This is a genomic window from Chryseobacterium luteum, from assembly GCF_000737785.1.
Classification (GTDB): domain Bacteria; phylum Bacteroidota; class Bacteroidia; order Flavobacteriales; family Weeksellaceae; genus Chryseobacterium; species Chryseobacterium luteum.
Genome location: NZ_JPRO01000025.1, coordinates 1 through 20,625, shown reverse-complemented (window position 1 = coordinate 20,625; position 20,625 = coordinate 1). Strand labels below are relative to the sequence as shown.

Here is a 20,625-nt window from a genome sequence, read left to right as displayed (position 1 = left end):
TGCAAATTGTTATAGTATATTTAATGTTCAATTAAATTATTTCCTTACAAAACTTGCAACATCCTCTTCGGAAACAGTATTTCCACCAAGAATAATTAATCTTTCCACAACGTTTCTCAGCTCTCTGATATTTCCTGTCCATGAAAGAACTTTAAGCGCGTTAATCGCTTTATCATCAAATTTTTTCACGGCAGTACCATGTTCATCGGCAATCAGACCGGAAAAATGATCTACTAATAATTGGATATCCTCTTTTCTGTCATCCAATGGCGGAACGTAGATTTCAATTACAGAAAGCCTGTGGTAAAGGTCTTCCCTGAATTTTCCTTCTTCAATTTCCTTCTGCATGTTCTTGTTGGTTGCTGCAATTACCCTTACATCAACTTTTATTTCCTTATCGCTTCCCACAGGAGAAACTTTACTTTCCTGCAATGCTCTCAAAACCTTAGCCTGGGCAATAAGGCTCATATCTCCGATTTCATCCAAAAAGATGGTCCCTCCGTTTGCCTGCTCAAATTTTCCCTGTTTGTCTTTAATAGCCCCGGTAAAAGAACCTTTTACGTGTCCAAAAAGCTCGGATTCAATAAGTTCTGAAGGAATTGCAGCACAGTTTACTTCAATCATCGGTCCTCTTGCGCGTTCACTTTGGTTGTGGATCGCATGGGCTACCAATTCTTTTCCTGCACCGTTGGGTCCTGTGATCAAAACACGGGCATCAGAAGCAGCTACCTTTTCGATCATATCCTGGATCTTCTTCAGAGCAGGTGAATCGCCGATCATCTGGTATTTTTTGTTGACCTTTTTCTTTAAGGTCTTATTTTCAGTTTGAAGATTTTTATTTTCCTTTTTAAGAATTTCTTTGGTCAAAGCATTTTTCACACTCGTGATCAGCCTGTTAATGTCGATAGGTTTGGAAATAAAGTCGTATGCACCTTCCCTCAGACAGGAAACAGCAGAATCAATGTCCGCATGGCCGGAGATCATAATGAACGTGCTTTCAGGCTTTAGGATCAGGCTTTGTTTTAAAAGTTCTGTTCCTGAAAGTTTAGGCATCTTGATATCCGAGATCACCAATGCGAAATCTTCTTTTTCTATCTGTTTGTAGCCTTCAAGGCCATCTTCAGCGATAACAAATTCGTAATCGGTAAGTTCATCAGAAAGGATACTGTGTAATACTCCCGAGATTGCTTTTTCGTCTTCTACAATAAGGATTTTTTGCATAGTTGCAAATTTAGATTTTTTGATTCAATTATTAGCAAAAACCATACCTAAATATACTATTTTGAGTAATCTCTTCTCCCGAAAATAGCCGATCCGACCCTTACAGAATTGGCACCGCATTCAATGGCAGCAGGGAAATCGTCACTCATTCCCATAGATAAAGTTTCGAGGGTTTTCAATTGATTTAATTCATCAAAAAGTCCTTTCAATAGTAAAAATTCTCTTTTCACCTGTTCTTTATCATCAGTAAACGTAGCCATTCCCATCAGGCCTGTAATTTCAGCATGGGGGAATTTTCCGTCAATGTACTCCTGAAATAATGATTTTGCTTCAGCAGTTTCAAGTCCGAATTTGGTTTCCTCTTCAGCGATCTTTACCTGAAGCAGCACTTTGATCGTTCTGCTGCTCTTTCCGGCTTCCTTACTTATCTCTGCAAGAAGCTTTTCAGAATCCACACTCTGAATGGTATCGATGAAGGGAGCGATGTATTTTACTTTATTCGTCTGCAGATGCCCGATCAGGTGCCATTGGATATCTTTTGGAAGGAGAGGGTATTTCTCCATAAGTTCCTGGACCTTGTTTTCACCAAAGACTTTTTGCCCCAGATCATAAACTTCCTGAACTGCTTCAGCCGGATGTGTTTTTGAAACGGCTACAAGCTGAACTCCCGCCGGAAGCTGATTTTTTATTGCTGTATAATTTTCTTTAATATCCATAAATGCAAATTTCTGAATTTTAAAAGCAAAAAACTAATGAATCTGTAAAATTGTTGCCGGCTTGATTGCCGATTGGCTATGGTCAGTTGAATACAATTTACCCTACGCAGCCCTAAATTGTTGCATTGTTAAACTGATACATTGTTACATTAATTAAGAATGTCATTGATCTTCGGATACTGAGAGATCTTTCTGAACACAAATTTGTTGCTCTTCTGAAGCTCTTCAATAAACAGATCCAGTTCATTGATGGAATCTGTATCCCTGAGGTACTGGTCATGGGTAAGAAAAACCAGATGTCTTGATGTTTTTTCCAGGTCATTCAGGAAAATACTGTCCACCTTTTTGATCATCGCTTTATGGCTTCCCTTTAAGGTCATTTTTTGAGAAGGTTTCCATTCAAGGTCCCAGCCGATTACTTTATAGCCTGCTTTTTTAAGGCCGTTGGCAGCATCGGTGGAGCTTTTAATGTCGGTAACGTTAATATTGTTCAGTCTCCAGATATTTCTTCCCGGAGTTCTTGCTATCTTATCGTAAAGCCTAAGACTGTCTCTTGCAATATCAAAATCATGAACCACTGCCTCAGGATTCCTGTAAAATTCGGTATATTTATTATGAGCGTGGCTGAAGCTGTGATTGGCCAGTTCAATCAGAGGATCGCTTTTTAAAAGTTTCAGGTCATCTTTCTGTCTCTTGCTTCCATAGGCGTGCTTTCCTACCAGAAAAGCCGTAGCACACACATTTCTTTTATTCAGGATTTTAAGAAGGTTTTCCGTTCCCTGGTTAGGGCCGTCATCAAAAGTAAGGTAGATGATTCTTTTATCAGATTCTACGTTCTCATCATCTATTTTGGGGACCGTTTGTACGGTGGGATGTTTCAGTGAGACTGTTTTTTCAAATTCTTTCACTTCAGTTTTGCCATTACAGCCGTTGAATACAATTGAAGCTGCACTCACCAATGCAGTCATCCCAAGAAAAGCCCTGTTTTTTGACTTTTCCCCAAAAAATTTTTTCATAAAGATAATGGAGATTTAGATCGTTAAAAATTGTTAAAATAACCGTTGAAATGTTAACAAATTATATGCCAGTATTTGTTAAAACCATGCTTTTTAATTTTATTTTAAGAACTCTGTTTCAAGGTGTTTTCCGGATAGGATAATAAGGGGTAAATATGTCTTTTTTATTCTTAAATTTTAACATTTATTCATGCGGAATCTTTTTGCTTTTCTTATTTGTATTGAAATTTTCCTATTCTTCTTATATTCGGGGATTATTTTATTTGATGAATTTTAAATATCTATTTATTTTTCTGGCTACAGCCAACTTATCGGCTCAGAAGATTTCCGGAACTGTTTTTTCTGAAAAACATCATCCTGTTGCAGATGCTAGAATAGGAATTGAAAATGAAGATACCGGAAGTATTACGAATGAGGAAGGAAAATATGTTGTTGATCTTACAGGGATCGATAAAAACAGGATACTGAAAGTTTATGTCAACGGATATGAGCCTTTTCACATGAAGATTTCAGATTTTGAAGCTTTACCGGAATATGATATTTCACTCAGTAAAAAAGCGGTTGAAATTGAAAATGTGAACATTATTCCAAAGAAATATACTGAGAAGAACTTTGGAACCAGAAATTCCAAAAGAGCATATTGCGGGTATGATTCTCAGGATCTGAAAAAAATATTCAGGGAATATGCGATAAAGATTAAAAACCAAAGAAAACTAAAGGTAAAAAAGATCAACCTCAATCTCTCTTCTTTTGACATTGAGCAACCTATTACTCTGATCTTTGATATTCAAAACTCTGCAGGTGATTTTCCGGGAGAATCGATGATAAATGAAACACTGAAGCTCAGGATAACCAAAGAAGATATCCTGGACAATACCGTTTCTTTAGATCTGAATGATAAAAGTATATGGCTGAATGCAGATTTCTTTGTTTCCGTAAGGACTTCTGAAGATTTTAAAGGGAAACTTTTTTTGGGAGGAAATATTTTCGCGTTTTCTAAAAATACCTATTACCGAAATTATTTCGGAGAGTGGAAAAAGTTCTCAGCAGGAGAGCCTTCCATTAATGTGGATGTTTTAATAGAAAAATAAATGATTTCTCTAAAATTTTCTTGAGATACAGCGCATTTTTAATCGCAGCAGTTCCCCAGGTATTATTGAAAAATATAAATGCTTTTCTTTCCGAATGCTTGATTTTTTCCGCAAGAGTGTCTATAAACTCTGAGCTGTACTCTGATTTATAAAGCACAGGTTTTCCGTGGAGTCTGTAATATAGAATTTCCGGATGATTGATGATCATATCCTCAGGAAGATTTCCCGGAAAGCTCACTCCTGAAAACACAATATTATTTTCTTTTAAAAGAATGAAAATTTCCTCTGTCCACCATGATTCGTGGCGAAACTCAATAACATTAACATACTTAAAGTCCAGGCTGGCCAGGATCAGGTCTATATTTTCCTGTGAATTTTTAAACGAAGGCGGAAACTGATACAGAAATCCGGAAAGCTTTTCTTTTAAGTGAGCCTGAATATGGGTACAGAATTCTGAAATATCTTCTCTGGAATCTTTCATCCGCTTTTCATGGGAAATGGCTTTTGGAATTTTGATGAAGAATTTAAAATCTTCAGGAGTTTCATCGTGCCATTTTAAAAGTGTTTTTGCCGTCGGTTTTCTGTAAAAGGTAGAATTGATCTCTACTGAATTGAAAGCTTTGGAATATAAAGTAAGAAAATCTTTACTCTGTGCATTTTCAGGATACAGCGATCCTTTCCAGTCGTTGTTATAAAATCCCGAGCATCCAATGTAAAGACTTTCTTTTTTCATGAGTTTTATTTTGTATCAGCATCCAGATCTACAGAGTTCAGACGCAATGAATTCAGAATAACGGAGAGTGAACTGACGCTCATTGCTGCTGCTGCAATCATAGGAGATAATAATATTCCAAAAAAAGGATACAATAATCCTGCCGCTACAGGAATTCCCAGCACATTATAAATAAATGCAAAAAACAGATTTTCTTTAATATTCTTAAGAAGCTTTTCACTTAGCAGCTTAGCTTTTGCTACTCCTAAAATATCGCCTTTCAATAAGGTGATCTCTGCACTTTCCATAGCCACATCCGTTCCGGTTCCCATGGCTATTCCTACATCAGACTGTGCCAGAGCAGGGGAGTCGTTGATCCCGTCTCCGGTCATGGCTACAATTTTACCCTGCTGCTGCAGTTTTTTTACTTCATTCAGTTTGTCTTCCGGAAGGCAGCCTGCTTTATAATGTCTGATCCCCAGTTCATCAGCAACCGCTTTAGCTGTATGTTCGTTGTCTCCGGTCATCATGATCACATCAATTCCCTCATTCATCAGGCGTTGAACCGCTTTTTTGGAAGTCTCTTTAATTTTATCCGTAAAGCTGATAAAACCTAATACTGTTTTATCCTGTGCAACGTAAGAAATGGTATGTGCCTTCGACTGCACTTCCACAGCTTTCTGCTTTAATTCCTGGGGAATAGACAGGCTGCTGGAGGCCAGAAGATTTTCATTCCCTAAATAAACCTTTTTTCCATTGATGTTTCCGCGGACTCCTTTTCCTGAGATATTTTCAAACTGATCTACCTTTTCAGCGGTCAGATTTTCTTCTTTTGCTCTTTTGATAACCGCATTGGATAGCGGATGTTCCGAGTTTTGGTTAAGGGAAAGCGCCAGTTTTAAAATTTCGTTTATGCCTCCGTTTCCTGACGTTTCAATATGTTCAACAGACGGTTTTCCTTCTGTTAAAGTTCCTGTTTTGTCGGTAATCAGAACATTGACTTTGTTCATCTGTTCCAATGCTTCTGCATTTTTGATCAGGATACCGCTTTGGGCTCCTTTCCCGATTCCTACCATCAGGGACATTGGAGTTGCCAGTCCAAGGGCACACGGACAGGCGACAATGAGAACTGCAACCGCATTTACAAATGCAAATAAACTTCTTTTGCCTTCCGGTCCGAAAAACTGCCATAAAACAAAGGTAAGAGCAGCAGTCAGGATGACAACGGGAACAAAAACTTTGGAAACCTTGTCCGTCAGTTTCTGTATCGGGGCCCTGCTTCGGCTGGCTTCATTCACCATTTTAATAATCTTTGAAAGAAGGGTTTCGTCACCTACTTTTTCAGCTTTCATGATGAATACCCTGTTTCCGTTGATCGTTCCTGAAGTAACCTTATCATCAACAGTTTTTTCTACGGGTACAGGTTCCCCGGTGATCATACTTTCATCAACCAAAGAATTTCCTTCCGTGATCTTTCCGTCAACGGGAATTTTTTCACCAGGTTTCACTTTTAAAAGATCTCCGATTTTCACCTGGGAAAGCAATACTCTTTTTTCTTCTCCGTTTAAGATAAGATGAGCTTCATCAGGAGAAAGATTCATCAGTTCTTTGATGGCATTTCCCGTTTTTTTATGAGCGGCGGCTTCCATCAGCTGTCCTACAATTACAAGCGTTAAAATCACACAGACTGCCTCAAAATATAGTGGAATTTCATGATTGTGACCTCTGATTTCATGAGGAATTATATCAGGAAAAGCCAAAGCAGCAATGCTGAAGATAAATGCTGCTGCAACACCTAAAGCAATGAGGCTGAACATGTTTAAATTCCATGTTTTGAATGAAACCCAGCCTCTTTTCAGCAGAAACCACCCGGAATAAAACATCACCGGAAGCGTCAGGGCAAGCTCAATAAACCCCTGTATCTCATGGGAAAAAGGGAAATTGATGAACATTCTGCCCATAGAAAGAATAAAAACCGGAATGGTGAAGGCAAGGGAAACCAAGAATTTCCTTTTCAGAATATTGTATGTTTCATCTTCATCATCATCTCCACTGTCGGGCACTTTTACCAGGTCCATTCCACAGATCGGGCAGTCTCCAGGCTCATCATGGATGATTTCCGGGTGCATGGGGCAGGTATATTTTGCTGTTTTCTTTTCAGGATATTTTACCAGATCCATTCCGCAGACAGGGCATCCTACATTGGAGTCATAGGTTTTGTCGCCTTCGCAATACATCGGACAGTAATATTTTCCGGCCATATCATCCGTCACTTTCGGAGTTTCATGGTGATGGCTGTGATCGTGATGATGAGTATGCTGATGGCTCTGAGAAGCTGCATTTTTGGCAAGATCTTCCGTGATTTCTTCAAGATGCATATGACAGACCGGGCAATTGCCTTTTTCATCATAGATCTTATCTCCTTCACAGAACATCGGGCAGTAGTATCTTCCGATGCTGTCTATGAAATTTTCCGGCAGATTGGTAGACGAATAGGCTGGCTTATGATTGGGATCTTTGGCATGCTTTTCCTCGATGGGAACAAGATACATATTACAAACCGGGCATCTTTCACCTTGCTTAAAATAAACTTTTTCCCCTTCACATTCCATCGGGCAGTAATAGACTGAAGACGGAGAAACCCTGTCCTGGGGTTTTACAAATGTTGTTTGAGGCTTTTTTGGGTCTTCCAGCCTGTATTTTCCTGTTTCTTCTAAAGCTTTATTTAAAACTGAAAGTTCAATTTCTTTATCGGAAGTGATGGTTGCTATGTTGGTTTCCAGATTGACATCGGCGGTAACTCCCTCAAGACTGTTAAGCTTTTCAGAAATTTTTTTCTGACAGCCGGAGCACGTCATCCCGAGTATAGTATATTGTCTGTTCATGATCCTTGAATTTATAGTACAAATTTCCAAAATGAATCGGTAAGGCTGTTATACATTTAAGGATAATAGTTATAGAATTTGGAATGTGTTCTGAGTGGGAGGGTTTTGGGGTTGGAGAGTGGGAGGGTTTTAGAGTTTGAGGGTGAGAGTGTTTTAGGGTAGGAGAGTTCGGAGAGAGGCTTGAATGTATGTATTGATGTTACAGAGATGTGGGTGTTTTTAAAGGCTTGCTCATTGCTACATTTGGATTTATAATGCTGAATTCTGATCCCTAATTTCGCAGTTAAATACTCTAAACTCTCAAACTCTAAAACACTCTCACTCTCAAACTCTCCCACACTCTTACTCTCAAACTCAAAAACTATCCAAGGTTTTCCTCTGATGATCTTTCAGTTTCTTGAATTCCGTAGGCGTAAATCCTGTGATGGTTCTGAATTGGGAAGAAAGGTGCTGGACACTTTTATAGCCGAGCTTTCCGGCAATTTCTGTAAGGGTAAATTCATTATAGAGAAGGAGTTCTTTTACCTTTTCAATTTTGTGAAGGATGAAAAACTGTTCAAGCGTGATATTTTCGTTCTGCGAAAAAGCTTTGGAAAGGGAGCTGTAGTCTTTATGGATTTTTGAACTTAAAAACTCAGAGAGAAGAAAGTTTTCATCAATATCGAGCTCGCTGATCTTAATAATGATATTGTTTTTAATCTTATCGACAAGCTGCTGGACAGAATCTTTGATCCTCTCAAAGCCTGTATCCAGAAGACTTTTTTCTATAGCCGGCATTTTTTCAGCGGAAATATCAGTTACGGTCTCGACTTCTCCCAGCGTAACGGAACTTATAGTTATATCAGCTTCACTGAATATTTTTTCCACCGCGGAAATACAGCGGTTGCACACCATATTTTTGATGAAAATTTTCATAGCCTGCCTAGTCTGTCTTTTACAAATTCAATCTGTGTTTTTCCATGTGGCGCAGGATTTCCTTCACTGTCCAGATTCACCATTACAATTTTGTCTACCGTAATAATGGTCTGGTGAGTCATTTTGTTTCTTACATCACATTTTAAGGTGACGGATGAAGATCCGAAATGTGAGGCTTCAATCCCGATTTCTATAATATCTCCCTGTTTTGCAGAGCTTACAAAATTGATCTCTGAAATGAATTTGGTAACCACTTTTGTGTTTTCCAGCTGAATGATGGCGTAAAGTGCTGCCTCTTCATCGATCCACTGTAAAAGTCTCCCTCCGAAAAGTGAATGATTGGGATTAAGATCTTCGGGCTTCACCCATTTTCTGGTATGATAGTTCATGCTTTAATAATTTGCTTCACAAATTTAGTGTTAAAAACCGGGTTTATCAAGAAAACTGTATTTACTGATCTGAAGAAAACGATTCATTTTCTCAATCATATTTTCTTGGAGCGCATGGCTTTTACCTTTTTTATAGAGTCATCATCTAAAAATTTTTGATATTCTTTGCTTTCAACAGGGACGGCTGCTACTTTTCCTTCTTCATTATGATGGAATCCGAATCCATAACGTTTGGCCAGCGGGGAAGCCCTGAGGCAGGGTTGTCCCTTGGAGAAAAACTGTATCCTTGCCTGTTGCTTTTCGTTTTCCGGAATGTCATTTTTTATGGCATGACATTCAAAAACAATATCATCAGAAGTATACCGATAGGGTTTTTTTATGACCTGTTCGTACTGAAGCTGTGCCAATGTCTTTATTTTCTTTTCAGATGGTGTCTCAGCCTGGGAGACAGGACAGTCTTCGGCAACTTCAATAAAGGTGTTGGTGTAATTTGTAGTATGTTTCATAACATATTGTGATTAGATTAATGTAAATTAAGCAGTAGCAGAAACCTAAGCTTCAAATCCGGATTACTCCCTGAACTCAAGAATGTCACCGGGCTGGCAGTCCAGTGCTTTGCATATGGCATCGAGTGTACTGAAACGTATGGCCTTCGCTTTCCCTGTTTTCAGATTGGAGATATTGGATAAGGTAAGATTTATTCTTTCCGAGAGCTCGTTCAATGACATTTTTCTTTTGGCCATCATCACATCAAGGTTTATTATAATAGACATAGGGTTATATTTATCATTACAATTGCTGGTCATTTTTATACTTATTCAGCCGTTTTTTTATTATGTTAACTAATTTTAACTTTCAGCAAATATCAATAAAATTTTATTAAATAAGAATTTTTTTTTATTGATAATCAATAAAAAATGACTTGAAATCCTTTGAAGTATAGCCTAGGCTTAAAAAAAAGCTTTGATTTAAAATTTTTAATTGTATCTTGCATACGTTTATATTTGGAATCAATATTTGTTCATTAATTTATGTTGTTTTTCTTTTATATACCAAATTTTTATTAATTTTTAATTTTTATTCAAAATGAACATTTTTGTTTCAAACATCAATTACGCAACTAAAGAGTATGAGTTGCACGATCTATTCGCAGAATTTGGTGATGTATCATCAGCTAAAATTGTTACAGACAGAGAAACTGGCCGTTCAAGAGGTTTCGGTTTTGTAGAAATGGGTGATGAAGAAGGAAAGCAGGCTATCGAGGCTCTTAACCAGAAAGAATTTAACGGAAAAGAGTTGAACGTATCAGAAGCTAAACCAAGAGAAGAAAAACCAAGAAGAAGCTTTGACAACAACAGAGGCGGAGGTTATGGCGGTGGAAACAACCGTGGTAATGGAGGCGGCGGCTACGGCGGTGGTGGAAACAACCGTGGTGGTAACGGCGGCGGAAACCGTTGGTAAAAATATAAGGCGGCTTTTTTAGCCGCTTTTTTTATGTATTATTTGTCCCTTTTTAAAATACGTTGTTTATTCAGCCTATTTTAGAAAGGGACATTTTTTGCGGATTACTTAAACTAACTAATATGTCTACGCGCTTACTCAATCAAATCAATAAAGGATTGATTCCTTCTTTGGATCCTTTATATAAGTTATCGAATTAATTCTTGCGTGAAAAAAATATAGCAAAGTTGAAAAGCAGAAGTATACAAAAGCCGTTTCATAAGTAATGAAACAGCCTTGTGTCTATTTTTCTTTAATCAGCAATGCAGCATTGTCGTAGAATGTGTTTTTTTGCTTATTGTACGGAGTTTTATCCCTTGAAATATTCGGGAAAACAATTTTGATGTGGTATTTTCCAAGATCGCTTTCCATAGAGATTTCTTTCAGTTTTACAGTTTCGGTGTTACCGGTATTGCTTTCGAATAATTTATTCATTGCCGGGCTAAAATCCACTGTTTCCTTGGAATTAAGGACTATTTTTATGGCCTTTTCATTATTAACCTCCGACTGGGTATCTATCTGAAATATATCTCCGTTAATATTTTTAGACTCCTGGCTATAGCTGTTAAAATTAATTAAATACTGATAACCCCGGATGTCTATTATTTTGGTTTCAGAATCCAGGACAAGCCGTTCGGTTTTTGAATCGGCTGAAGTCTTATACATATTCGTAAATGCATTTCTGAGACTGTTATTCAGCAATATATTATAATAAGGCTTTTTAAAATCATCTGCCAGACTTTTCTGTGTTTTTGGATCAACAAGGTCCAGTAAAAAATCTTTCTCTTTTCTTTTGGCTAGAAATTCAAATTTATTGGCAATTTCATCAACAATTGTATCCGATATTTTCTGTTGAAAATCTATTTTACTGTTCACCAAAAGCTTATTCTTATCCAGAAGTGTTATCAGTTCGTTTTTCTGGCTTCTTTTTGCAACACTGAATGCATTCAAATAAGGAAAGATCAGCGAGAAAGCACCGAATGCAAACAGGCTTATCGGGATGAATTTGATACTTGCTTTTTTATTGAAGACAAAATAAGCAACCACGCTCAGCAGCCATAGTGCCAGCAAGAATACAAAATATCGGGGTTCTGTATAGCCGTATTCCAGGATCCTGGTAAATATGGCTGTAAATAAAAGAACAAGTAAAGGAATGATGGTATAATAGAAAAGCTGGGAAAATACTTTAACCCACGATTTTGCTTTTTCTTCTTTCAGCGGATATACCAGCAGCAAAGCAAGGATGCCGACCATACTGTAAGCTAAGATCAGGTAAGAAACCCATCCCCTCGGAAGCTCCCAATTTATGATGATTTTAAATGAATAAAGATAAAGAATCATTAAATAGATAAAGAGCAGCGGAATCAGTACAAACTGGGTGAAAAATTTTAAAATAACAGGATAGGTCCCGTATTTTTCAAGATAATTAAGACCAGTCTCGTTGAACAGAAGGAAAATAAAACAGCTTCCGAAAATAGCCAATACATAGAACGTGTCAGCATAAAGATTATCGTTGAAATTAAAATCGAACAATTTATCAACCGCAAGGATCGCCAGCTCTACACCGCCTGTCAATACTCCGGTGAATACGGCTGTCAGGAAAATATTAACGAAAAGATTCTTATTGTACTGCCAGAAATTGAGCGCCCCGTTCTTTCCCAGGAATGCCCCGAAAGAAACCAGTAGATGGGACAACAGAAGAGTAATGGCAATGATGAAGCCATGGACCTCGTTGAAATCTCCCTCTTTTTGTGGCAGAATGAAAAAGAAGCCTATCAGGAAAGCTGTTCCCAATAGCTCCAGCAACAGTCTTTTTCCGATCCTTTGTGAAAGAATCTTTAGGGCAAACATCAAGGAAATCCCAAGACAGCAGCAGATGGTAAATTTAGAATAAGTAAACAGAATTTCCTTGTCATACTTACTGTCCAGTATAAAGATGGCTCCGATGGAGGAGAGCAGTCCCATTACTAAAACCATAGGATAGCGCAGTATAACATCCTGTGCTTTTCCTGTTATTTCCCGGAATTTCGTTTTCATGATTCGTGTATTTTGTGCTTAGTCTTTTTTCTTCTTTTTCTTTTTGTCCTTATCCTTGTCTTTTGTTTTGTCCTTTTTAACTTTTTTAGGATTTAAGACCTCTTCTGCATATTCAAATTTAGGTTCTTCCATTTTTGCAGGAACAAGTTCAATTTTAAGGTCAAAATAATTCTTCAGATCGTCCTGGGATATTAATTTTTCAACGAATAAAAACTCCATCATTTCCTTTCCCGAATCATTGAAGAAATTATGAGCAAGCTCTTTCAGCAGGAATTTCCGGTATTCTTCCATAGGAACCACAACTGTGTATTTGAAGATCCTTCCTTCTTTCTGCGTAGTGATATAACCTTTTTCCACCAGTATTTTCAAGTAGGTAGAAACGGTGTTCTGGTGCGGCTTCGGTTCAGGATGCTGCTCCATGATGTCTTTAAGATAAAAAGATTCAAGCTTCCAAAACAGCTTCATAAAATTCTCCTCAGCACCGGTAAGATGATTTATTTTCATAGAATGTCTTAATGTTGAAATTGTATATTGCAATAAAGATAAATAAAAGATACCACAAATGCTATTCCGGCACCCATAAATACTTCTTTTACCGTATGTCTTTTTAAAATAACCCGTGTCGTTCCCACCAAAGCGGCTATCCCCAGCCATACCATTCCCGCTTTCCAGTCCAGTGTGAAAAATAACGCCGCAACAAATACATTAAAAGCCGTATGCATCGAACTTTTAATATAGAAATTACTGATCTGCATAGTGAAAATTAAAATCAGGATAAACAGCATCATAAGATCAATATATCCGTTTCTGAAATAGTTGAAAATAAGATACGTGACCACACAGGCCGCAATGAAAATATAGAGCGTTTTCCGTTGAATACGGTCGGAAACATCCATATTCGTATATCTTCCCGTTCTTACATTCCATACCAGCCAGATCACTACCGGTACAATGATCATTAATAATAAAGGAACAAAATAAAGCAGAGACTCTTCCAGTGAATACTTCTTTACACTCATATAAATGAAGAAGATAAATAAAGAGACCAGCGGATTGAAAAAATCCGAGATGATTTTTGAAATTTTACGTACTGCCACAGGCTGTTTTTCTTCCATGTTTAAGTTTAAAATTCAAATATAACACTATAAGCAAAAAAACAATTGCTATGTATACGATAAAAACAAAGTTTTTTTTATAATTTTGCTCAAATATTCATCATAAAAAAGCAAGAGCTAGCACATGAAAGAATTTTCTAAAGAGGTATACCTGAAGTGGTATGAAGATATGACTATGTGGAGAAGGTTTGAAGACAAATGCCGTTCTCTTTATCTAAAACAAAAGATCAGAGGTTTTTTACATTTGTATAACGGTCAGGAGGCTATTCCTGCCGGCTTCACGCATGCAATGGATTTAACGAAGGACAGTATGATTACTGCTTACAGATGCCACATCCATCCAATGGCGATGGGAGTAGATCCGAAGAGAATCATGGCTGAGCTTTGCGGTAAAGCTACCGGAACATCCGGAGGTATGGGTGGTTCTATGCACATTTTCAGTAAAGAGCACCGTTTCTATGGCGGTCACGGTATCGTGGGCGGACAGATTCCTTTGGGAGCCGGAATTGCTTTTGCAGATAAATATTTTGACAGAAAAGCTGTAAATATCTGCTTCTTCGGAGACGGGGCGGCAAGACAGGGATCGCTTCACGAAACATTCAATATGGCGATGAACTGGAAACTTCCTGTAGTATTTGTAGTGGAAAACAACCAGTACGCGATGGGAACTTCTGTAAAAAGAACAGCCAACCATGAAGATATCTACAAATTAGGTTTAGGATACGAGATGCCTTGCCTTGCCGTAGATGCAATGGATCCTGAAAAAGTAGCCGAAGCAGCGTACGAAGCGATCGAAAGAGCAAGAAGAGGAGACGGGCCTACCTTCATTGAAGCCAGAACATACCGATACAGAGGACACTCTATGTCCGATGCCGAGCCTTACAGAAGCAAAGAAGAGGTAGCCATTCACAAGAATGATGACCCGATGGAGCTTGTAAAGCAAAGAATTTTGCAGAACGGATGGGCTACTGAAGCAGAATTGGAAGCCGTTGACAGTAAGTCAAGAGATTTTGTAGAAGAGTGCATCGAATTTATGGAAAACTCTCCATATCCGGATCCGGACAAAGTTTACGAATATGTTTATGCTCAGGAAAACTATCCATTCTTAGATCAATTAGAAAACTAAAATAATTTGCTGGTCTGGTGGTAGATGATGTGAAAAATTCACTCTTTCTATCATGACATCATCATATTAAAAAAAACAATACAATAAATTATGGCAGAAGTAATTACGATGCCCCGCCTTTCGGATACTATGACGGAAGGGAAGGTGGCAAAATGGCATAAAAAAGTAGGAGATAAAGTAAAAGAAGGAGATATTTTAGCCGAAATTGAAACAGATAAAGCTGTTCAGGATTTCGAATCTGAGATGGAAGGTACTCTTTTATATATCGGTGTAGAAGAAGGCGCTGCTGCTGCTGTAGATTCTGTTTTGGCGATTATCGGGAATGAAGGAGAGGATATTTCAGGACTGACTGGCGGAGCCGCTGCTCCTGCCGCAGGTACTTCTGAAGAGAAAAAGACTGAGGAAGAATCAAAAACAGAAAATAACGCTACAAGTATTGAGCAGACCACTGCGGAAGTTCCTGCAGGTGTAGAAATGATTACAATGCCGAGACTTTCCGATACTATGACGGAAGGTAAGGTGGCAAAATGGCATAAAAATGTAGGCGATACGGTAAAAGAAGGAGATCTTCTTGCTGAGATCGAAACAGACAAAGCAGTTCAGGATTTTGAATCTGAATTCAACGGGGTATTATTGAAGCAGGGTGTAGAAGAAGGCAGTGCCGCTCCGGTAGATTCAGTATTGGCGATCATCGGTCCGGAAGGAACAGATGTTTCCGCTGTAGGTGCTCCAAAAGCAGCTACACAGCCCTCTGAGAAACCTGCTGAACAGAAACCTGAAGCCAAAGCAGAAGAAAAAGCAGCTCCGGCAGCAAATTCTTCATCTTCCGACAGGGTAGCCATCTCCCCGTTAGCTAAGAAAATGGCTCAGGACAAAGGTGTTGACATCAACAGCGTTAACGGTTCAGGAGAAAACGGAAGAATTGTTAAAAAAGATATCGAAAACTATCAGCCTTCCAAAGCACAGGCCCAATCGGCTTCTTCTGCTCCGGCAGCAGCTCAGGTTGCATTGAGCTTTGTTCAGGGTGAAGATACCGAAACGCCAAACTCTCAGGTAAGAAATATTATTGCAAAACGTCTTGCTGAAAGTAAATTCTCTGCCCCTCATTATTATCTGATGGTGGAGATTAATATGGATAAAGCGATTGAGGCCAGAAAAGAAATCAATTCTCTGCCGGATACTAAAATATCGTTCAATGATATGATCATTAAGGCGACTGCTGTTGCTTTAAGAAAACATCCTCAGGTGAATTCAAGCTGGGCAGGTGATAAGATCATCCACAGAGGAAATATTAATGTGGGTGTGGCAGTAGCTATTCCTGACGGGTTAGTGGTTCCTGTACTTAAAAATACAGACCAGATGAACTACACTCAGATCTCTGCAGCGGTAAAAGATATGGCTTCAAGAGCTAAGAGCAAAGGTCTTAAAGCTAATGAAATGGAAGGTTCTACATTCTCAGTCTCAAACCTGGGTATGTTCGGAATCGAAACATTTACAAGTATCATCAACCAGCCGAACTCTGCCATCCTTTCAGTAGGAGCGATCGTTGAAAAACCGATCGTAAAAGACGGTCAAATCGTGGTAGGAAACATTATGAAGCTTTCACTGGCATGCGACCACAGAGTGGTAGACGGTGCTACGGGAGCCCAATTCTTACAGACTTTAAAAACATATCTGGAAAGTCCTTTAACCCTGTTACTGTAACAGCCCGGATTGTAAAATAATAAAAACCTCTCGCTTTGAGAGGTTTTTTTGTATTATAAGTGAGTCGGTTCAATTAAGCGAATACATATTATCATCCGCTTAATCAGTGGTGAAACCACTAACCCTTTGCTTCCCTTAAAACTAAAAGGCTTTTTATAAAAACTTTGCGTTAAAAAAACACCCAACTTTTGATCTGTTAAACAACAGGATCCTGTCCCGTTCCGTTATCCGGTGTTTCCTTTCTGTTCACAAGCAGCACATTATACTGGTCCGTGAGGGCATTCAGCTGATTAATTACGGTTGTGTATGGTGAAGGAGGAGTTTCTACCAGCAGGTGGAGGGCATCTATCCTGTCTCTCAGGGCATAGTAAGCCGTATTGGTTTCCTCTCTTTTAGTTTTAATGGTTTCCGGGGTGGCATCGCCGTATTCCTGGGTACGGGAGAGGTATTTCGAGCTGAATTCCGTGTTGGTATTTCTCAGCTCATCTACCCATGCAGAGAGGCCGAAGGCATTCACGGCGTTGGCCAGTTCCGGCTTGCTTTCCCAGTCGCGCAGGAGATTGTTGAGAGTGGCTGTTTCTGCCTGGTAGTTCATACGGGCAATCCCGCTTCCGTAGAGAGCCATATTGTCAAGCAGGATCTGTGCATTCTGCTGTTGGATGCTTTCATAATGGTAGCTGTGGGAGAGGAGGAAATAGAAGATCCCATTGATGGCATTATCTCTTTTTTCGTCCAGCACAAGCAGTTCCCGTGTCTTTTCGCTGGCCAGCGCTTTTTTGTAAAGGGCTTCCAGTTCCCCGGTTTTGGTTGTAAATACAGATAACTTACTTTCAATCCCTAGCAATTCAGGATGGTTCAGGTTAATGATTCCGGCAAAATCTTTTATGTATTGCAGGTATTCTGCATTACGAAGTAATTTTAATTCAATTGCATTCATATTTAAAATGTTTATTGTGTTTTATTTGAGGAAATTGTGCTGAGAAGGTGCGGGAGGGCTTCCCGCTTTCCGGAAAGTTCTTTGCAGGGCTGAAAGACGGTTTCCCGGTTCCCAGAAAATCTGTTGCGGGGGTACCGCAGGCTTTCCGGGAAGATGGAGGATTAGTTTTTGTCCTGCGCCTGGCTTTTCCAGTATTCTATCTGGTCTTTCAGTTCTTTGATGCGCTCATCGTATAATTCTGTTATCTTTTCTGAAAGGGAATTGATGGTATTTATAGTTCCTACAAACTGAAAAGCCATTCCGCCTTTTTGATCTGTATTTTCTTGTTCCAGATTATTAGTTTCATCGGTAAGAAAATTTTCAGGTTTTACTTCAAAAATTTCACTTAGCTTTTCTATATGTGCAGCCCAAGAATGGCTTTCTCCTGTTTCTATCCTTGCATAAGCAGATTGGGAAATATGTAGTTTTTCAGCCATATCTTCCTGAGAAAATCCTTTAGACTTTCGTAGTCTCTTTATTTTTTCTGCCACGTTGTTGGTCATGTCTTTTTTATTTTACACAAATATAAAAATAATTTCCTCATAAAAACTTACCCGAATTTCGGGTAAAATTATGCGAAAACAGATTTTGTGCATTGTAGACTATTTCACATATTTGTAGAGTTATAAAAAATAATTATATTTAACAACTTTAAAAAACAAAATGCATGAAGAAAAATTCTATCTTCCGGCTGGTCCTTCTGGCCGCCGCAACCTTTTCCCTGCACTCCTGTAGGACGGAAGACGAGCTGATTCAAACTCCTCAGGAGACGGTGAACAGGTTTCAGGTCTTTACTTCCCGGAATGGGGAACCTGTAAACTATCCCCGGGGATATAAAATTCTGCTGGAAAGATACGACAGTATATATAGTAGTGCCTACACAAAGAAAGCCTTTCTGAAAAACAATATCCTGGGAAAATCGGTATCGGAAGAATATGTAGAACTTACCATCCGTTCTCAGGAGCTGATGATGAAAGATGGGAATGAACGGTGGATTCTTTACCCGGTAGCTAAAGGCAAAGAGGTTATCGGAATAGAAGCGGGTATCCTTAAAAATAAGGAATCCGAATTGGAATTTTGGAGAATGGATACTCAGGGTGCCTATTATAAAGAAATAATTGATCTATTCCGCCTGGCATACAGCAAAAAGATACTGAGTGATCAGGCTATGAGTAAAGGAGGTAACTGCGGATTTATAGGAGAAGAGCCATGTGATACCGGTGAAGTGATTATCCACGTTCCCCATCCCAATGGTCCGAAAGGTGATCCTAATCTTTATCTTCCAGGGCAAGGTGGTGGTGGTTCAGACCCCGGAGTAATAGGTGGAGATTGCGGGGTGTATGGAAACTGTGGAGACGGAGGTAGTGGGGAAAACCCTAATAACTCTAATGATGCTGACCCATGTGAAAAGAGCAAAAAAATTGGTAAAAATGATAAGACTAAAGATCTTTTTGAAGGATTGAAAACAAAGGTTAATTCTACCAAAGAATTTGGACAAATACTTAAAGAATCAGGAGGTCAGATTAATAGTACATCGGTAGAAGGAGAATCCGGTACTGGTGGAATAGATTTTAGTATCTCAGAGCAAATTGATGGTGTTATTCATTCTCATTATTCCGGGTTATTATCTATATTTTCACCTGCAGACCTGGCGTCACTTTCTGTAATTTACGCTAAAGGAAAGATAAAAGATATTAATACATTTATTATGGACTAGTGACAGCCTCTGGAACACAGTATATGATGGTGATAGATGATCCAATAAAATTTGCTGCTTTTACAGAGCATTTTCTTAGTAATGGACAGATTGATCAAAAATATACTGATCTTTACGGGAATACAAATTATAAAATCTATAACATTAAAGAAAATGGCTTATCTGCAAACAATGAAGTAGGCTTTGTAAAATTTCTTTCTGATCAAAAATCCGGATTAAAAATATTAAAAGGTTCAAATAAATCAAACAATTGGGAAGAACTTGGATTAAAAGATGGAAATATAATCCCTAAACCATGTAATTAAAAAATATAAAATGAAAAATATAGTTAATTTAATATTATTTTTATCAATGTTTGTTGGTATGAATAACTGTAGAGCTCAAACACATATTTCGGATCCCTATATAGATAAATTTGTAGGTACATGAAAGTGGGGAAATACTGATAATGGTTTTATATTGATACTGAAAAAAGAAATTAATACACAACCTTTTAAAAATGATACTCATACTCTTTTAGATTCCTTAATAGGATTCCATAAAATTTATAAAAATGGACAAATTATGGAAGACTCAACTCCTTTTAATAATACTGGTTTTATTGATGAAAAACAATCTTCTGTAGGAAATACTGATAATGATGATACTAATTTATTGGTTTTATTTATGAGTCATAAAAATAAGGGAATAAGAATGAAAATAACTTATGTAGATGCTACACACATAAAGATAACAGAGGTGAAAAATCAAGAAGGAGCAAGATTTATCTTTCCTGGGCAAGAACCAACAGATTGGTCTATAGATATACCACAAGATATTATATTAACGAAACAATAAGAGAAGGCCCTCGAAAGATACTTTTATGCAAGTATGACCAATGAAAACGTAAGAAATATCTTTACTATTAATTTTAAGTGCTAATTAATTTTTATACGGCAAATCTTGTATGCAACAAAGATAACAATTTGAAGTGGCAAGAAACACCACTAAGAGAATTATAAAATTAAACAATAAGAGACTGTCAAATGTGAGACAGTCTCTGCTGTTATAGAGTGTTCTTAAAAATAAGGTATTAATGGTTTATTTTTTTTCACATCTTTGGGATTATAAAAAATTACTATATTTAACAACTTTAAAACACAAAATGCATGAAGAAAAATTCTATCTTCCGGCTGGCCTTTCTGGCCGCCGCAACCTTTTCCCTGCACTCCTGCACTCCTGTAGGACGGAAGACGAGCTGATCCAGACTCCTGTAGAAACTCCGTCTTTGTTTCAAACCTTTACATCCAAAATGGTGGACCAGTAAATTATCCTCAGGGATACAGAAACCTGCTTGAAAAATATGACAGCCTCTACAGCAGCATACATACAAAGAAAGCCCTGATAAAAAGCAGAAAGGCAGGGAAAGCTGTCTCACCAGAATATATAGAATTCGGCATCCGCTCTCAGGAACTGATGATGAAGAACAATAGTGAACGGTGGATCCTATATCCTGCTGTGAAAGA

General features: G+C 38.2%; 21 protein-coding genes and 1 pseudogene. 7 read left to right on the top strand and 15 right to left on the bottom strand.

Translation table 11 applies throughout. The features are described 5' to 3' along the window. Positions 1-36: 36 nt before the first annotated feature. From IX38_RS19575 to IX38_RS19565, 3 genes are all read right to left on the bottom strand, one after another. The gene (locus IX38_RS19575) at positions 37-1,221 is read right to left on the bottom strand and encodes a sigma-54-dependent transcriptional regulator (protein ID WP_034707650.1); all 1,185 of its coding nucleotides are present in this window, start codon (positions 1,219-1,221) and stop codon (positions 37-39) included. Between the two features lie 56 nt (positions 1,222-1,277). Then, on the bottom strand, positions 1,278-1,937 hold the full coding sequence (locus IX38_RS19570) for a YggS family pyridoxal phosphate-dependent enzyme (RefSeq protein WP_034707649.1): 660 nt from the start codon (positions 1,935-1,937) through the stop codon (positions 1,278-1,280). Positions 1,938-2,086: 149 nt separating this feature from the next. Further along, entirely contained in the window at positions 2,087-2,953 is an 867-nt protein-coding gene (locus IX38_RS19565; protein ID WP_034707648.1) for a polysaccharide deacetylase family protein, read from the bottom strand. A 266-nt stretch (positions 2,954-3,219) separates the two neighbouring features. On the opposite strand from IX38_RS19565, the gene IX38_RS19560 reads away from it, so the two are divergent. Further along, complete coding sequence (locus IX38_RS19560) at positions 3,220-4,044, top strand: carboxypeptidase-like regulatory domain-containing protein (protein WP_131368725.1); 825 nt, start codon at positions 3,220-3,222, stop codon at positions 4,042-4,044. Here IX38_RS19560 and IX38_RS19555 read toward each other — a convergent pair. The 6 genes from IX38_RS19555 to IX38_RS19530 all read right to left on the bottom strand — a co-directional run bounded on the left by IX38_RS19555 (position 4,016) and on the right by IX38_RS19530 (position 9,718). Further along, positions 4,016-4,777 carry a DUF72 domain-containing protein gene (locus IX38_RS19555; protein WP_034707647.1) on the bottom strand — a complete coding sequence of 254 codons (762 nt, stop codon included), beginning with the start codon at positions 4,775-4,777 and terminating at the stop codon, positions 4,016-4,018. The genes IX38_RS19560 and IX38_RS19555 overlap by 29 nt on opposite strands. 5 nt (positions 4,778-4,782) lie before the next feature. Beyond that, a complete protein-coding gene (locus IX38_RS19550; protein WP_034707646.1) occupies positions 4,783-7,641 on the bottom strand; it encodes a heavy metal translocating P-type ATPase in 2,859 nt (952 codons plus the stop codon). Positions 7,642-7,995: 354 nt separating this feature from the next. Further along, the gene (locus tag IX38_RS19545) at positions 7,996-8,556 is read right to left on the bottom strand and encodes a helix-turn-helix domain-containing protein (RefSeq protein ID WP_034707645.1); all 561 of its coding nucleotides are present in this window, start codon (positions 8,554-8,556) and stop codon (positions 7,996-7,998) included. Beyond that, complete coding sequence (locus tag IX38_RS19540; protein ID WP_034707644.1) at positions 8,553-8,945, bottom strand: acyl-CoA thioesterase; 393 nt, start codon at positions 8,943-8,945, stop codon at positions 8,553-8,555. The genes IX38_RS19545 and IX38_RS19540 overlap by 4 nt, the downstream gene beginning before the upstream one ends. A 95-nt stretch (positions 8,946-9,040) precedes the next feature. Further along, entirely contained in the window at positions 9,041-9,451 is a 411-nt protein-coding gene (locus IX38_RS19535; protein ID WP_034707643.1) for a DUF6157 family protein, read from the bottom strand. A 63-nt stretch (positions 9,452-9,514) separates the two neighbouring features. Further along, positions 9,515-9,718: a helix-turn-helix domain-containing protein gene (locus tag IX38_RS19530; protein WP_034707642.1), complete on the bottom strand. Its 204-nt coding sequence runs from the start codon at positions 9,716-9,718 to the stop codon at positions 9,515-9,517. A 313-nt stretch (positions 9,719-10,031) separates the two neighbouring features. Here IX38_RS19530 and IX38_RS19525 point away from each other — a divergent pair, with 313 nt between their 5' ends. After that, entirely contained in the window at positions 10,032-10,406 is a 375-nt protein-coding gene (locus IX38_RS19525) for an RNA recognition motif domain-containing protein (RefSeq protein WP_034707641.1), read from the top strand. Positions 10,407-10,688: 282 nt separating this feature from the next. On the opposite strand, the gene IX38_RS19520 is transcribed toward IX38_RS19525, so the two are convergent. The 3 genes from IX38_RS19520 to IX38_RS19510 are packed head-to-tail and all read right to left on the bottom strand — an operon-like array spanning position 10,689 to position 13,597. Then, complete coding sequence (locus tag IX38_RS19520; RefSeq protein ID WP_051884930.1) at positions 10,689-12,482, bottom strand: DUF4153 domain-containing protein; 1,794 nt, start codon at positions 12,480-12,482, stop codon at positions 10,689-10,691. Positions 12,483-12,500: 18 nt separating this feature from the next. Next, complete coding sequence (locus tag IX38_RS19515; protein WP_034707640.1) at positions 12,501-12,986, bottom strand: BlaI/MecI/CopY family transcriptional regulator; 486 nt, start codon at positions 12,984-12,986, stop codon at positions 12,501-12,503. A gap of 8 nt (positions 12,987-12,994) precedes the next feature. Further along, entirely contained in the window at positions 12,995-13,597 is a 603-nt protein-coding gene (locus tag IX38_RS19510; RefSeq protein ID WP_034707639.1) for a phosphatase PAP2 family protein, read from the bottom strand. A gap of 124 nt (positions 13,598-13,721) precedes the next feature. Between IX38_RS19510 and pdhA the strand changes: the two genes are divergently transcribed. Beyond that, positions 13,722-14,723 (top strand): pyruvate dehydrogenase (acetyl-transferring) E1 component subunit alpha, encoded by a 1,002-nt coding sequence (gene pdhA, locus IX38_RS19505; RefSeq protein WP_034707638.1) that lies wholly within the window; start codon positions 13,722-13,724, stop codon positions 14,721-14,723. A 90-nt stretch (positions 14,724-14,813) separates the two neighbouring features. After that, a complete protein-coding gene (locus IX38_RS19500) occupies positions 14,814-16,427 on the top strand; it encodes a pyruvate dehydrogenase complex dihydrolipoamide acetyltransferase (protein WP_034707637.1) in 1,614 nt (537 codons plus the stop codon). Between the two features lie 196 nt (positions 16,428-16,623). Here the strand turns inward: IX38_RS19500 and IX38_RS19495 are convergent, their stop codons facing one another. Together IX38_RS19495 and IX38_RS19490 are read right to left on the bottom strand one after the other, a co-directional pair. Continuing rightward, positions 16,624-17,364, bottom strand: coding sequence for a DUF6261 family protein (locus tag IX38_RS19495; protein WP_034707636.1), 741 nt, complete (start codon positions 17,362-17,364; stop codon positions 16,624-16,626). A gap of 161 nt (positions 17,365-17,525) precedes the next feature. Continuing rightward, the gene (locus IX38_RS19490; RefSeq protein ID WP_034707635.1) at positions 17,526-17,906 is read right to left on the bottom strand and encodes a helix-turn-helix domain-containing protein; all 381 of its coding nucleotides are present in this window, start codon (positions 17,904-17,906) and stop codon (positions 17,526-17,528) included. A 164-nt stretch (positions 17,907-18,070) separates the two neighbouring features. Between IX38_RS19490 and IX38_RS19485 the strand changes: the two genes are divergently transcribed. The 3 genes and pseudogenes from IX38_RS19485 to IX38_RS19475 all read left to right on the top strand — a co-directional run. After that, positions 18,071-19,120: a hypothetical protein gene (locus IX38_RS19485; RefSeq protein WP_034707634.1), complete on the top strand. Its 1,050-nt coding sequence runs from the start codon at positions 18,071-18,073 to the stop codon at positions 19,118-19,120. Then, a complete protein-coding gene (locus tag IX38_RS19480) occupies positions 19,120-19,425 on the top strand; it encodes a hypothetical protein (RefSeq protein ID WP_131368724.1) in 306 nt (101 codons plus the stop codon). Before IX38_RS19485 ends, IX38_RS19480 begins: the two co-directional genes overlap by 1 nt. Positions 19,426-19,564: 139 nt before the next feature. Continuing rightward, positions 19,565-19,957, top strand: a pseudogene (locus tag IX38_RS19475) (DUF6705 family protein); the annotation flags it as partial. 295 nt (positions 19,958-20,252) lie between these two features. Here IX38_RS19475 and IX38_RS23275 read toward each other — a convergent pair. Beyond that, a partial coding sequence (locus IX38_RS23275) for a hypothetical protein (protein WP_034707631.1) occupies positions 20,253-20,625 on the bottom strand: 373 nt, incomplete at its 5' end.